At 66.8% G+C, this 12,072-nt stretch carries 16 protein-coding genes and 1 other RNA gene; 7 read left to right on the top strand and 10 right to left on the bottom strand.

Going from position 1 to position 12,072, the window contains the following annotated elements; genetic code table 11:
- Positions 1–103: 103 nt before the first annotated feature.
- The gene (locus tag DIZ26_RS00590; protein WP_112236589.1) at positions 104–1,006 is read right to left on the bottom strand and encodes an aldo/keto reductase; all 903 of its coding nucleotides are present in this window, start codon (positions 1,004–1,006) and stop codon (positions 104–106) included.
- A 96-nt stretch (positions 1,007–1,102) separates the two neighbouring features.
- Here DIZ26_RS00590 and DIZ26_RS00585 point away from each other — a divergent pair, with 96 nt between their 5' ends.
- On the top strand, positions 1,103–1,600 hold the full coding sequence (locus DIZ26_RS00585) for an NUDIX hydrolase (protein ID WP_112236588.1): 498 nt from the start codon (positions 1,103–1,105) through the stop codon (positions 1,598–1,600).
- Between the two features lie 14 nt (positions 1,601–1,614).
- Here the strand turns inward: DIZ26_RS00585 and DIZ26_RS37240 are convergent, their stop codons facing one another.
- On the bottom strand, positions 1,615–1,791 hold the full coding sequence (locus DIZ26_RS37240; RefSeq protein ID WP_157979518.1) for a hypothetical protein: 177 nt from the start codon (positions 1,789–1,791) through the stop codon (positions 1,615–1,617).
- Between the two features lie 63 nt (positions 1,792–1,854).
- Positions 1,855–2,592 carry a helical backbone metal receptor gene (locus DIZ26_RS00580; RefSeq protein WP_112236587.1) on the bottom strand — a complete coding sequence of 246 codons (738 nt, stop codon included), beginning with the start codon at positions 2,590–2,592 and terminating at the stop codon, positions 1,855–1,857.
- A 317-nt stretch (positions 2,593–2,909) separates the two neighbouring features.
- Here DIZ26_RS00580 and DIZ26_RS00575 point away from each other — a divergent pair, with 317 nt between their 5' ends.
- Entirely contained in the window at positions 2,910–3,533 is a 624-nt protein-coding gene (locus tag DIZ26_RS00575) for a histone H1-like repetitive region-containing protein (protein WP_112236601.1), read from the top strand.
- 74 nt (positions 3,534–3,607) lie between these two features.
- Here the strand turns inward: DIZ26_RS00575 and DIZ26_RS00570 are convergent, their stop codons facing one another.
- On the bottom strand, positions 3,608–3,796 hold the full coding sequence (locus DIZ26_RS00570) for a hypothetical protein (protein WP_112236586.1): 189 nt from the start codon (positions 3,794–3,796) through the stop codon (positions 3,608–3,610).
- A 70-nt stretch (positions 3,797–3,866) separates the two neighbouring features.
- On the opposite strand from DIZ26_RS00570, the gene map reads away from it, so the two are divergent.
- Positions 3,867–4,715 (top strand): type I methionyl aminopeptidase, encoded by an 849-nt coding sequence (gene map / locus DIZ26_RS00565; RefSeq protein ID WP_112236585.1) that lies wholly within the window; start codon positions 3,867–3,869, stop codon positions 4,713–4,715.
- Positions 4,712–5,122 (top strand): GNAT family N-acetyltransferase, encoded by a 411-nt coding sequence (locus DIZ26_RS00560; RefSeq protein ID WP_198675810.1) that lies wholly within the window; start codon positions 4,712–4,714, stop codon positions 5,120–5,122. The genes map and DIZ26_RS00560 overlap by 4 nt, the downstream gene beginning before the upstream one ends.
- Here the strand turns inward: DIZ26_RS00560 and DIZ26_RS00555 are convergent.
- Both DIZ26_RS00555 and DIZ26_RS00550 read right to left on the bottom strand, forming a co-directional pair.
- Positions 5,092–5,523: a GNAT family N-acetyltransferase gene (locus DIZ26_RS00555; RefSeq protein WP_157979517.1), complete on the bottom strand. Its 432-nt coding sequence runs from the start codon at positions 5,521–5,523 to the stop codon at positions 5,092–5,094. The genes DIZ26_RS00560 and DIZ26_RS00555 overlap by 31 nt on opposite strands.
- A gap of 35 nt (positions 5,524–5,558) precedes the next feature.
- The gene (locus DIZ26_RS00550; protein WP_112236583.1) at positions 5,559–7,031 is read right to left on the bottom strand and encodes a S10 family peptidase; all 1,473 of its coding nucleotides are present in this window, start codon (positions 7,029–7,031) and stop codon (positions 5,559–5,561) included.
- A gap of 298 nt (positions 7,032–7,329) precedes the next feature.
- Here DIZ26_RS00550 and DIZ26_RS00545 point away from each other — a divergent pair, with 298 nt between their 5' ends.
- Together DIZ26_RS00545 and rnpB are read left to right on the top strand one after the other, a co-directional pair.
- Positions 7,330–7,698 carry a DUF952 domain-containing protein gene (locus tag DIZ26_RS00545; RefSeq protein ID WP_112236582.1) on the top strand — a complete coding sequence of 123 codons (369 nt, stop codon included), beginning with the start codon at positions 7,330–7,332 and terminating at the stop codon, positions 7,696–7,698.
- A 7-nt stretch (positions 7,699–7,705) separates the two neighbouring features.
- Positions 7,706–8,129: RNase P RNA component class A (gene rnpB / locus DIZ26_RS00540), an RNA gene on the top strand.
- Between the two features lie 41 nt (positions 8,130–8,170).
- On the opposite strand, the gene DIZ26_RS00535 is transcribed toward rnpB, so the two are convergent.
- The 3 genes from DIZ26_RS00535 to DIZ26_RS00525 all read right to left on the bottom strand — a co-directional run bounded on the left by DIZ26_RS00535 (position 8,171) and on the right by DIZ26_RS00525 (position 9,974).
- Entirely contained in the window at positions 8,171–8,908 is a 738-nt protein-coding gene (locus tag DIZ26_RS00535; RefSeq protein ID WP_112236581.1) for a DUF899 domain-containing protein, read from the bottom strand.
- An 87-nt stretch (positions 8,909–8,995) separates the two neighbouring features.
- On the bottom strand, positions 8,996–9,490 hold the full coding sequence (locus DIZ26_RS00530) for a GNAT family N-acetyltransferase (RefSeq protein WP_112236580.1): 495 nt from the start codon (positions 9,488–9,490) through the stop codon (positions 8,996–8,998).
- The gene (locus DIZ26_RS00525; RefSeq protein ID WP_112236579.1) at positions 9,483–9,974 is read right to left on the bottom strand and encodes a GNAT family N-acetyltransferase; all 492 of its coding nucleotides are present in this window, start codon (positions 9,972–9,974) and stop codon (positions 9,483–9,485) included. Before DIZ26_RS00525 ends, DIZ26_RS00530 begins: the two co-directional genes overlap by 8 nt.
- 52 nt (positions 9,975–10,026) lie before the next feature.
- Here DIZ26_RS00525 and DIZ26_RS00520 point away from each other — a divergent pair, with 52 nt between their 5' ends.
- On the top strand, positions 10,027–10,599 hold the full coding sequence (locus tag DIZ26_RS00520; protein WP_112236578.1) for a TetR/AcrR family transcriptional regulator: 573 nt from the start codon (positions 10,027–10,029) through the stop codon (positions 10,597–10,599).
- On the opposite strand, the gene DIZ26_RS00515 is transcribed toward DIZ26_RS00520, so the two are convergent.
- Positions 10,588–12,024: an RNB domain-containing ribonuclease gene (locus DIZ26_RS00515; protein WP_112236577.1), complete on the bottom strand. Its 1,437-nt coding sequence runs from the start codon at positions 12,022–12,024 to the stop codon at positions 10,588–10,590. The two genes, DIZ26_RS00520 and DIZ26_RS00515, sit on opposite strands and share 12 nt — an antisense overlap.
- Positions 12,025–12,072: the final 48 nt, after the last annotated feature.

Here is a 12,072-nt window from a genome sequence, read left to right as displayed (position 1 = left end):
TCGACTTCTACAACAATCAACGCCGACACACCGCACTCGGCGGCCGACCACCCATCAGCCGACTGTCACCAACCTACTGACCGAGTACATCTAGATCGAGGTTCTAGATCCAGGGCAGGGCTGAGCGTTCCGACCAGTACTCGTAGGGCTTCTGCGCGAACTCGGTCAGCGGGCCGGCCGTGGCTTGCCGCAGGTTGCTCTCGAGCTGCTCCGAGGTGGTCGCGCCGCTGAGTACCACGTCGGCCCACGGCTGCGCTGCTGCAGCGCTGATGGCCAGCGAGTCGGGCGCGACACCGTGTTTGGCAGCGAAGGTATTGAAGGGGGTTTCGCCGGCCTTGGAGGTCAGGCGGCCGTTGGCCACGGCTTCCTTGACCACCACGAACCACCCGGCGTCGTGCGCCTCGGCAAGCGCCGTACCGGCCGATGGCTCCAGCACGTTCCACGTCGACTGCACAACCGTGAACGGGCCGCCCAGCTTCAGGGCTTCGCGCAACGTCTCGGCTTGATGCGGCCCACTGGTCGACAGGCCGACCCGTACGCCGTCGGCCGCGAGTTCGCCGAGGCGGTCGAGCAGCTTCGTGTCGGAGAGCGCGGGGCTGTCCGAAGTCAGGCTGTGGACCAGGTAGAAATCCGGTCGACCGCCAAGGGCCGCGAGGGTCTCGGGCCACTGGCGTTCGAAGGTCTGCAGCGAGTGGTCCTTCACCTCGTGCGTTGTGGCGTCGTCACGCCAGTCGGCGACGTACGTGTAGCCCCATTTCGAGCCGATGGTCAGCTGACTGCGGCGTTCAGGCGTCAGCCACTCGCCCAGGAAGACCTCGGCCAGACCGTACGAGCGGGCCGCGTCGAAGTACCGGACACCGGCCTGCCACGCCTGCTCCAGCAACTCGTGCGTCCGGCGACGAAGATCCTCGACTTCACGACCGGGCGGGAGATCCTGGTCGTGACCGAGATTGATGTACCCCGGCCGTCCGAGCGCGGCCAGTCCCAGGCCGATCCGTGCAGTCATGTCATCGATCGTCCCACCCGCAACCAAAGGCGTCTGACCCGAGACGCGCCGTACGACGAGTCGCCGCGGCGCCTTCGTCGCCTACCGTTTTGAAGTGTGACCGATTCCCGCCTGCCTCCGCCCGGCACCGTCGTCCGGCGTACGACGGCTCGAGTCCTTCCTGTCCGTGGTGACGGGAAGGTCCTGCTGCTGCACGGGTGGGACCCACTGATTCCGGCCCGGCCGTACTGGTTCACGATCGGCGGCGGCGTCGAAGCCGGCGAGACGGTTGCACAGGCCGCGAGCCGCGAACTGCGCGAGGAGGTCGCGCTGCTGGTACCGGCCGAGTCGCTCGGCGAACCGGTCGCGACGAACACGATCGAGTACCAGTGGGGCGGCTGCCCGATCATCCAGCACCAGACCTTCTTCGCGGTGCGCGTGGACGCGGTCGAGGTGAGCTTCGCCAACCAGGAGGAGCTCGAACTGGCGACGATCAGCGACCACGGCTGGTGGCACCCCGACGACCTGGAGGCGACCGGTCAGGCCGCGCACGTCACCATTCCCGGGCTGCTCCGGCAAGCCGTGAACGCGATCGAGCTTCGCAAAGCGTCCTAGACCGCAGCGGGCTGCTAGCGGGCGCGGGCTTCCTTCAGCACCTTCTTCTTGACCTTCTTGTCCACCTTGTAGTGGACGCGGTCCAGCCGCTCCGCGCAGCCGGCATCAGCCAGCCGCTTCAGGACCACCGGGCACTTCTTGCACCTCGGCTTGTCCTTGCAGCACTTCTTCTTCGCGGTCACGGACGGCACCAGGCGAGTGTAGGTGAGGCATACCTAACCGTCTACCTGACAGCGCAGTCTTCGTGGCGCACATCACTGCAACTGTTCGGTGAGCACGCGTCGCGCCTCGGTGAGCGATGGGCCGTACCAGGTGAGATGGCGGCCCGAGACGCATTTGGCCGGCCCGGCAAAAGCCTCGGGTCCGTCATTCGGTGCGAACGCATAGGGCTCGTCCGGCAGAACAACGACGTCGTACTGCGGGAGTTCGGCTGGATCGAACTTCGGATAACGCTCGAGAGAATCCGCCAGCACGTTGTCGATGCCGAGTCGCCGCAGCACATCACCCGCGAACGTGTCCCGCCCCAACGCCATCCACGGGCGCCGCCAGATCGGCACGATCGCGCGACGACGCGGCCCGGCGTACGGCGTACTCCAACTCGCGGTCGCATCGACGAGCCATTGCGGGACGTCACCGGTGATTGCCGACAGCATCCGGCGAAGCGAGCCGAGTGATTCGTCGAGTGTCGTCGGCGCGGTGACCCAGACCGCGATTCCGGCCGCCCGCAATGTCGCGAGATCGGGTTCGCGATTCTCTTCGGCATTCGCGATCACGACATCCGGCGCGAGTTCACGAATGAGTTCGAGATCAGGGTTCTTCGTTCCCCGGACGCGGGTCACGTCGAGGTCTTCGGGATGCGTGCACCAGTCCGTCGCACCGACCAGCAACTCGCGATGCGTGGCCGCGATCGCTTCCGTCAACGAGGGCACGATACTGACCACCCGACGCACTCGCGACGGCAACGCGAGCACTGTTCCTACGTCGTCCTGCATGGCAGTGAAACCTGTCTTCCATGGGTCGTTCGGCAGAGGTTGCCGAGGACAACACTTGTGCCGAAGTGCACCGAATCGGCCGATCCGGGCCGACTTCGCGTGCGTGTCGCCAACAAATCTTTCCCGGCTTCCGGCCTGCTCCGGCCGCGGTGAAAACCCTTCTGCACAAGGATTTTCGCACTATTCACCCGGATAGCATATCCGGACGCCTTAAGCTGCACACGTTTCAGGTGCTTTACGTAGCCACCAAGTGTTGTCATCATCATGACGACGAGGAATCCACCGTGGTTTTCCTCAGCCGCACCAAGGAGGCAGAAGTGCCAGCCAAGAAGGCAGCCGCAGGGAAGGCGACAGCCAAAAAGGCTTCTCCCGCCAAGAAGACTGTCGCCAAGAAGGCCAGCGCCGCGAAGACGACCACCGCGCGCAAGGTCACCGCAGCGAAGAAGACGACAACGGCGAAGAAGGTGACTGCGGCGAAGAAGGCACCAGCCACAAAGGTCGCCGCGAAGAAGACCACGGCGAAGAAGACCGTGGCCAAGAAGGCGCCGGCGAAGAAGGCCACCGCCACCAAGACCGTGGCGAAAAAGGCACCGGCCAAGAAGGTGACCGCGAAGAAGACGGTCGCGAAGAAGGCACCGGCCAAGAAGGTGACCGCCGCCAAGAAGGCACCGGCGAAGAAGACCACCGCCAAGAAGACCGTGGCCAAGAAGGCGCCGGCGAAGAAGACCGTGGCGAAGAAGGCACCCGCGAAGAAGGTCGCCGCCAAGAAGGCTCCGGCCCGCAAGGTCGCCGCGAAGAAGGCGCCGGCCAAGAAGGTCGCCGCGAAGAAGGCGCCCGCCCGGGTGGCTGCGAAGAAGGCGCCGGCCCGCAAGACTGTCGCCAAGCGCGCGACGACGGCCCGGAAGGCCCCGGCCCGCAAGGCCGCCGCGAAGAAGGCCTGATCCGGCGAAGTAGCCGAAAAGCTGCGGGGCACCACCGATTTCCGGTGGTGCCCCGCAGGCGTTTTCTGAAGCATTCAGTCGTCGTTCCACTTCGGGTCGTTGTCCCAGGCCTCGTTGCGTTCCTGGACCTTCTCCAACGCGCGGGCCGCCTCTTCCGGCGAGCTGTACGGCCCGAGTCGCTCGGAGGCCTTGTCGCCTTCATAAGGCTCGACCTTGCCGGTCTTCACGTTGTAGTACCACTCGTTGCTGTGATCGTCGGACATAACGGATGACCACCTTCCGATCGCCTTGTCGCGTCTGAAGTGCCCAGCGCACTACTAGAATGATCCCACCATGTCGCTTCTCACTCCTGGCATCATCTCGCCTCGCCGTCCGGTACCCGCGTCCATTCCCCGGCCGGAGTACGTCGACAAGCCCGCGCCGACGCCGTACGAAGGCTCGTACGTGACCGCGCCCGAGTTGATCGAGAAGATGCGCGTCGCGAGCAAGCTGGCCGCGCAGGCGTTGCAGGCGGTCGGTGCGGCCGCCAAGCCAGGAGTGACGACGGACGAACTCGACGCGATCGGCCATGAGTACCTGGTCGAGCGCGGCGCGTATCCGTCCACGCTGGGCTACCGCAACTATCCGAAGTCCTTGTGCACCTCGGTGAACGAGGTGATCTGCCACGGCATCCCCGACGACCGCCCGCTCGAGGACGGCGACATCGTCAACGTCGACATCACCGCGTTCCTGGACGGCGTCCACGGCGACACCAACGCGACGTTCCTGGTCGGTGACGTCGACGAGGAGAGCCGCCTGCTGGTCGAGCGCACGCAGGAAGCGCTGAACCGTGGCATCAAGGCGGTCAAGCCGGGCCGTCAGGTGAGCATCATCGGCCGCGTGATCGAGTCGTACGCGAAGCGTTTCGGGTACGGCGTGGTCCGCGACTTCACCGGGCACGGGATCGCCACCTCGTTCCACTCCGGGCTGATCATCCCGCACTACGACGACGAGCGGTTCGACGACGTGATGGAGCCGGGGATGACGTTCACGATCGAGCCGATGCTCACCCTCGGCAGCTATGACTACGACTTGTGGGACGACGGCTGGACCGCGACGACCAAGGACAAGTCCAGGACCGCGCAGTTCGAGCACACCCTGGTCGTCACCGACACCGGCGCCGAAGTCCTCACCTTGCCGTGAACGTGCGCTACACGCAGTACGAGCGCGCGCATCTGCTCGGCATCGTCGCGCTGTGCGAAGCCGAAGGCTGGCCGAGCTTCCCCGCCGACCACGAGCGCGCCCACGCAGTACTGACTGCCCCGGGCGTGACCTCAGTAGTTGCCGTCGACAACGATGGTGAAGTCGTTGCCTTTGCCTACCTCCTCAGCGACGGCCACATCCAGGCCTACCTGGCGGAACTCGCAGTCGCCGCCACCTACCGTCGCCAAGGCATTGCCCGAGCTCTCCTCGAATACGCCATGCCGTTGACCGGTGCCCAACGCATCGACCTGGTCACCGACACCGCCGAGGACTTCTACTCCTCCCTCCCCCACCACACCTTCTCCGGCTTCCGCATCTACCCCGGCTGGAAACCCACCGACTCATAAAGCCGCCGCGCCGAAACGTTGCCCTCAGCAACGCGCAGGGCCACCTCGGTACCAACCGTCGCCAGCAAACCGCGCGCAACCCCAAGGCGGCGATGTGCGGGCGCCACGAAGAGCTCGATGATGAACGGACACGCCGGCGTATCCGGCCACGGCGCACGCTCGACGACCAGCAACGCACCGACGAGCCGATCACCCGCCACCGCCAACCAACTCCAGTCGGCACTCAGCGGGCCGTAGGCGCCGTCGAAGGTCGCGCCGATGTCGTCAATCGCCTCCGCCTCGCTCGCGCAAGCAACACCCGGCTCATACGACTCGAAGTACAACCGACCGAGCTCCGTGGTGTCGGCGCGAGTCGGCGTCCGGAGTACGACGCCTGCCGGCAGCGAATCAGCCGTCGACACACGATCTGAGCGGACCAGGAGCATCTCTCGGGGCGCTATCGGTTGGAGGCGTTTTGGATGAAGGTGGCCAGGTCTTCGGATTGGCGCAGCCGGGACTCTTCATTGACGTACATCATGTGGCCGGCTGGGTAGTAGCGGAGTTCGATGTTGTCCCGGAGTTCGGCGGGGATCTGCAGGCCGGCGACGGTGTGTTCGGTGGCGAAGTACGGGGTCGCGCAGTCGTAGTAGCCGGAGGCGATGTGGACTTTCAGGTGTGGGTTCGCCCGCATCGCCTCGGCGAGTTTGTCGGCGACGGTGACGTGCTTGCTCTCGAACTCCTTGAACGACCAGTCCTTGGCCGCGTCGCTGCTGAGGAACTCGTACGGGAGATCGTTGTGATACTCCAACTCGGCCCGCACGTACTGGTTCAGCGCTGCCGTGTAAGGCCCGATGATCGCGCGGAACGACGGGTCGTCGGTCGACACCTCACCGGCCGAGTCCGCATCCCATCCGGTGAACCTGCTGTCGAGCCGCCCGACCACCTGCCGGCGCGAGCGCAACAGCTCGGCGAAGAAGCGGGTGTGCTCGATCCGCAGGTTCACCCGGTCGAGGTAGTCCTCCGACAGCCCGGTCAACGACGCCAGCCGGGTGATCACCTCGGCCCGGTAGTCGTCCGGCAACCGGTTGCCCTGGGCAAGCGCATTCGGATACCGGCCGGCGGCGTACCGCTCCGCGTCCGCGAGTACGTCGGACAGCTCCCGGTCCGGGATCAGCCCGTGGTAGTGCGCGGTCGCGGCGTACGACGGCAGGTACAAGGCGTACGGCAGGTCGTTGCCCGGCGTGAAGTCGAGCGTCGCGAACTCGAGTACCGCGGAGATCAGCATCACGCCGTTCAGGTACATCCCATACCGGTCCTGCAGATGCGCGGCCAGCCCGGCGGCGCGCGTCGTACCGTAGGACTCGCCGGCCAGGAACTTCGGTGACATCCAGCGCCCGTTCCGCGACGTCCACAGCCGGATCACTTCACCGACCGACTCCAGGTCGCGGGTGAACCCGTGGTACTCCCCCGGCTTCTCGCCCTCGACCGCGCGCGAGTATCCGGTCGACACCGGGTCGATGAAGACCAGATCGCTGTGCCGCAGCAACGTCTCGGGGTTGTCCTCCAGCCCGTACGGCGGCGGCACGAGCTCACCGACGTCGCCCGATACCGCGCGACGCGGCCCGAGCAGCCCGAGGTGCAGCCAGATGCTCGACGATCCCGGACCGCCGTTGAAGGCAAACGTCACCGGCCGCTGCGAGACATCCGCATCGTCGAGCGTGTACGCCGTCAGGAACACCTCGGCCTTCGGCACATGCCCGTCGAACTTCCCCTCGGTCAGCACCTCCTGCCGCAACACGACCCGCCCCGTGGTGGCCGTGTACTTCAGCGTCTCATCACCAATCGCCAACTCGTGCCGCGTGCTCACCAGATCGTCGACCGGCGTCACCTTCGCCGCTGCGGTACTGGTGTTCTCCTCGGGGGTCGTCATGCCCGAAAACCTATCAGCGCGTTTCCCCACCCGACTCGCGTTCCGACCGAAGCGCCGCACCCACCAACCCACGTCGTGACGAGCGGTACCGAGCGACAGGAGGTATCACCCGGATGAGGCCAGCGCGCTCTCTGATTGAGCGGGGCGTCCAAGGGGCAGGGCTGACACGTCCTGTCTGTCGGTACGCCGTACCGACGGGAAGTGCAGGGCAGGTGGCGGGCAGCGTTGTGGCGGAATTCGAGATTCAGCTGGGCGGCGTTGCGGCGGGTGCGGGGACGGCGCGGATAGGGTTTTGGGTATGGCGGTGATTTTTCATTTGGCGTTTGTGGGGCAGTGGGAAGCGGCGCGGGAGGCAGGGTGTTATCGGTGGTCCACCCGAGGGCAGTCGCTGGATGACGGGGCGGCGTTCATTCATTGCTCGTACGCCGATCAGGTGGCGATGGTGGCCAACTCGTTCTACGCCGATGTGACCGAGCCACTGTGCGTGCTTGTGATCGAGGTCGAGCGGCTGGTGTCGGCGTTGTCCGACGAGGACCTGGACGGGATCGGGATGTCGTTCCCGCATCTGTACGGGCCGCTCAATCCGGACGCGGTCGTCGAGGTCCGCCCGTACGAGCGGGGCGCGGACGGCCGTTGGCCGGAAGTCGCGGCGCAGGCACTATCCTGAGAGCGAACGGGTCGGTCGGGCGATCGCGTCGTTCATCGGTAGTGCCGCGGTTTCGCGGTCACCCGGTGGCCGCCGAGGAAAGTCCGGACTCCACAGGGCAGCGTGGTGGGTAACGCCCACCCGGGGCAACCCGCGGGACAGTGCCACAGAGAACAGACCGCCAGCGGCTTCGATGGACCCCGTGGTTCATCGGAGTGCGGGTGAGGGTGAAACGGTGGTGTAAGAGACCACCAGCTCCCCAGGTGACTGGGGAGGCTCGGTAAACCCCACGTGGAGCAAGGCCAAGAGGGCGACGGGCGACCGCCGCCTGCGCGAGCGTTCGAGGGCTGCCCGCCCGAGCTCGCGGGTAGGCCGCTAGAGGTGCCCGGCAACGGACACCGTAGATAGATGATCGCCGACCACAGAATCCGGCTTAAAGACCGGCCCGTTCACCCAACCACCCCAAGCCCGAGCCCGAAGCCCGAAGCCCGACCTAGTGGCAGCCGTCGTCGTGATGATCCGCCTCGGGGATGCGGCCGGGTGGTAGTTCCCAGGGTTCCTGGCGGCCGAGCGCGGTCAGGTCGATGACGGTGCCGCAGAAGCCGAGGGAGTCGGTGCCGCGGCCGTACGTCGAGTAGGTGTGGTGGACGGCCTCGCCGGTGCGGAGGAAGCAGCTCATGCCGTGCAGGTCGAACGGCTGCTCGCCTTGCACGAGGCCGGCGTTGGGCGTGGCTTCCCATTCGGCCTTGGTGCGGTAGTTGTACTCCAGCGGCAGCACCGATTCGTCGAGCGTGACGTGGAAGTCGTAGTTGAAGCTCGTCCCCGCCGACGAGTACCACGGGAACGTCCAGCCCCGCTTCTCCTTGTAGGCGGCGATCTTCTCGTACGGCGCGCGCGACACCGCGGCGTACGTGGTCTGCATTTCGTGCAGCCCGTCCAGCCGGCCGATGTCGTCGGACAGCCACGTGCAGTTCGGGCAGCCCTCGTCCCATTCCGGAGCGAACATGAAGTGGTACACGACCAACTGCAGCCGTCCTTCGAAGAGGTCCAGCAGCCGAACAGGGCCGTCCGGACCGGTGAACACGTAGTCCTGCTCCACCAGCACCATCGGCAGGCGACGGCGGTTCGCGTTCAGCTCATCGCGACGCCGCGTGAACTCCTTCTCCTCCGCCAGGAACTTCTTCCGCGCGGCCAGCCACTCCGAACGCGACACGACCTCAGGCAGCTCCATGCACTTCTCCCGTTCACCGGCACCCCGGAGCGGAGTGCGTTCGCTGCAGACGTCGTAGCCGTCCTGCCCGGCTCGACATCCCGAACGCTAGCCGGTGAGGTCGAGTTCGTAGTACTGGCTGAGTACGCCGTCGGCGAAGCGTTCGTCGAGCTCGTCGCCGGTCAGCCGGAAGCCGCGCGCGAGGTAGATGCGCCCGGCCGTGACCTGCTGATCGGTGGTCCACAACACCATCCGCTTGTAACCGGCCGAGCGCGCGAACGCCAGACACGTGTCCACCAGTTGCGCCCCGAGCCCATGGCCTCGCGCGGCAGGATCGAGCAACAGCAACCGCAGCTTCGCCGTACCGTCGTCCGGTCCGCGCACGCAGAAGATCGACCCGACCCGCTTGCCGTCCAGCTCAGCGATCCAGGCCGCCTCGTACTGCGGGTCGTGTGAGGCCGCATAGTCGGCGACGATCCCCGCCACCAACTGCTCGAACTGACTCCCCCAGCCGAACTCCGCCGCATACAACTCCCCGTGCGCCATCACCACCCAGCCGAGATCGCCCGGCTCCACAGCTGCCCGGATCACCGCCTCACTCATCGCCCAACTCCAGTTCGTAGTGCAGCTCGATGAGGTCCAGCCCGAACGCCCGATGCGGACGCTTCCGCGTCAAGGTGAACCCGCGACCCGCGTACATCCCCTGTGCGGTCACCAGCGGATCGTTCGTCCACAACTTCAGCCGGCGGTACCCCGCAGTACGGCCGAACTCCACAGCCGTATCGAGCAGCCGGCCGCCGAGGCCGACCCCGCGCCCATCCGGATGAACCAGCAGACAGCGCAGTACGACGGTGTCGGGCTCATCACCCGGGAGGCAGAACGCGCACCCGAGCCGGCGACCGTCCTCGTCGACCGCGATCCACGCGGCGCCGCGACCGGTCTCCTGCTTGCTCGCGAAGTCGGCAACGTACCGCGCGGTGAACGCCTCGAAGCCCTCGTCGAAGCCGAACTCGCGCCGATAGACCTCCCCGTGCGCCATCACCACCCAGCCGAGGTCGCCCGGCCGGCCAAGGTTTCTGATTTGCATTGTGCTGCCCCGCTCTACTGACACGACTGTTTCAGTGAGCGATACTAACCCCGTGGCCACGACGAAACCAGCCCCCTCCGCGCGGGAGACCGAGTTGCTCGACCGCGCCTATGCGTACTCGCTGACGCACGGGCTGGCCGATCTCTCGTTGCGCCCGCTGGCGACCGCGATCGGCTCGAGTCCGCGGGTGCTGCTGTTCCTGTTCGGCAGCAAGGACGGGCTGATCCGCGCCCTGCTCGCCCGGAGCCGCACCGACGAGCTGGAGCTCCTCCAGGAGATCAACAGCCGGTACGACGATGCGCCCGGGCTCGAGGTGGTCGCTCGGGAGTTGTGGAGCTGGCTCGCCGCCAAGGAGCGCCGCCCGCTGATGACGTTGTGGGTCGAGGCGTACGGACGGTCCCTGGTCGCGCCGGAGGGACCGTGGGCCGACTACGCCCGCTCGACCGTGGCCGACTGGCTCGAACTGCTCGCGACAGCGCAGCCCGAGCGCGAGCGTGCGAGCACGCGCGGCGAAGCGCGGCGTACCGGCGTACTGGCCATGTTGCGAGGAGCGCTGCTCGATCTCCTCGCAACTGGCGACACGGACCGCGTCACTGCAGCCGTCGAGAGGTACCTAGCCGACTAGCTCGAAGGCGATCGTGCCGGCGCTGATGTCGGCCTGGATCAGTTTGACGCGGACCGGCTGGCCCAGCGGCAGCGGGCTCTTGCCGGTGACGCGACCCTCGATCGCGACCGTGGACAGTGCGACGATCCCGCGAGTCTGCTCGCGGTCGTCGACATCGGTGATCACGCCGTCGAACTCCGACCCGACCTGGTCCGCGACCAACCCCGCCTCGACCATCGACACGATCGCGCGTTCGTAGGCGTGTGCCTTGCGATCGGCCTCGTCCATGATCTTCGGGATGTCGTCCATCGACTCGCGGACCCAGTCCGGCACCGGGGTGTCGGCGCACAGCGCCACGCAGATCTCGCCGGTCCAGCGATCCACCAGCCGGCGCAGCGGCGCGGTGACATGGGCGTACTCCGATTTCATCGCCGCGTGCTCCGGCTGCTCGGGCACCCCACCGGAGAAGGCCGTGTACCCCGCGCCGCGGAACAGCACCGTGCAGGCCGCGAGCATCGCCGCGTGGGCCGGCACCTTCGGGTCCAGACCGTGGATGAACTGCGCGTACGACGTACCGACCGGCCACGCGATCCCCAGTGCCTTGGCGGTGTTCTCCAGCTTGCGGCGAAGGTCGTCGTGGGACTCGGGCAGCGTGCGCAGGATGCCGATCTCGCCGTACATCATCAGATGCGCGGCGGCCATCCCGGTGAGCAACGAGATCTGCGCGTTCCAGCCCTCGACCGGGAGCGGCGCGCGGAACTCCAGGCTCCATTCACCGTTGCCGGCGACAACTTCCTGATCGGGGATCGGCAGGTTCACGCCGCCGCGTTCGAGCTCGCGCTGCTCGCGGAGCTTGCCGACCTCGCGCAGCAACTGGAGCGACTCCGACGCAGTACCGGCATCGAGGTCCTGCTGTACGCCGGCGTAGTTGAGCTTGGCGCGCGACTTGACCAGGGCGCGCTTGCAGTTCACGTCCGTGCCTTCACCCGAGGCGTCGACCTGGATCGTCCAGAGCAAGGCCGGCCGGACCTGGTCGGGCAGCAACGACGCCGCGCCCTCGGACAGCTCCGGCGGATGCAGCGGGGTGCGCTTGTCGGGTGCGTAGAGCGTCTCGCCGCGCTTGCGCGCCTCCACGTCGATCGGGTCGCCGGGCTGGACGAACGCGGCGACGTCGGCGATCGCGTAGTACACGGTGTAGCCGTCGCCGTTGCGCTCGATGTGCAGCGCCTGGTCGAGGTCCATCGAGTCGGGCGGATCGATCGTGACGAACTCGAGGTCGGTCCGGTCCAGCTCGGGCAGCCGCGGGTTGTCCGCCGCGGCCAGCGCCGCCTGCACCACCTCGGCGGGAAACTCTGCCGGTACGTCGAGTTCGCGCCGGATCGCCGACAGCGACGCCCGGAACACCTCGGGGACTTCCTCGGCGAAACGCACCCTTTGCAACGGCACCCGATCACTCCGTCCACTCAGCCCACCACTCCGTCGTGGTGGGTTGTC

The sequence above is a fragment of the Kribbella monticola genome (assembly GCF_003261635.1).
Taxonomy (GTDB): domain Bacteria; phylum Actinomycetota; class Actinomycetes; order Propionibacteriales; family Kribbellaceae; genus Kribbella; species Kribbella monticola.
Note: the sequence above shows the minus strand (reverse complement) of the source record. Positions and strands in the feature narration are given on the sequence as shown.

Excerpts from the sequence above, each read along its gene's own strand:
- DIZ26_RS00590 (WP_112236589.1), bottom strand. The coding sequence starts at position 1,006 with ATGACTGCACGGATCGGCCTGGGACTGGCCGCGCTCGGACGGCCGGGG.
- DIZ26_RS00580 (WP_112236587.1), bottom strand. The coding sequence starts at position 2,592 with ATGCAGGACGACGTAGGAACAGTGCTCGCGTTGCCGTCGCGAGTGCGT.
- DIZ26_RS00570 (WP_112236586.1), bottom strand. The coding sequence starts at position 3,796 with ATGTCCGACGATCACAGCAACGAGTGGTACTACAACGTGAAGACCGGC.
- map (WP_112236585.1), top strand. The coding sequence starts at position 3,867 with ATGTCGCTTCTCACTCCTGGCATCATCTCGCCTCGCCGTCCGGTACCC.
- DIZ26_RS00550 (WP_112236583.1), bottom strand. The coding sequence starts at position 7,031 with ATGACGACCCCCGAGGAGAACACCAGTACCGCAGCGGCGAAGGTGACG.
- DIZ26_RS00545 (WP_112236582.1), top strand. The coding sequence starts at position 7,330 with ATGGCGGTGATTTTTCATTTGGCGTTTGTGGGGCAGTGGGAAGCGGCG.
- DIZ26_RS00535 (WP_112236581.1), bottom strand. The coding sequence starts at position 8,908 with ATGGAGCTGCCTGAGGTCGTGTCGCGTTCGGAGTGGCTGGCCGCGCGG.
- DIZ26_RS00530 (WP_112236580.1), bottom strand. The coding sequence starts at position 9,490 with ATGAGTGAGGCGGTGATCCGGGCAGCTGTGGAGCCGGGCGATCTCGGC.
- DIZ26_RS00525 (WP_112236579.1), bottom strand. The coding sequence starts at position 9,974 with ATGCAAATCAGAAACCTTGGCCGGCCGGGCGACCTCGGCTGGGTGGTG.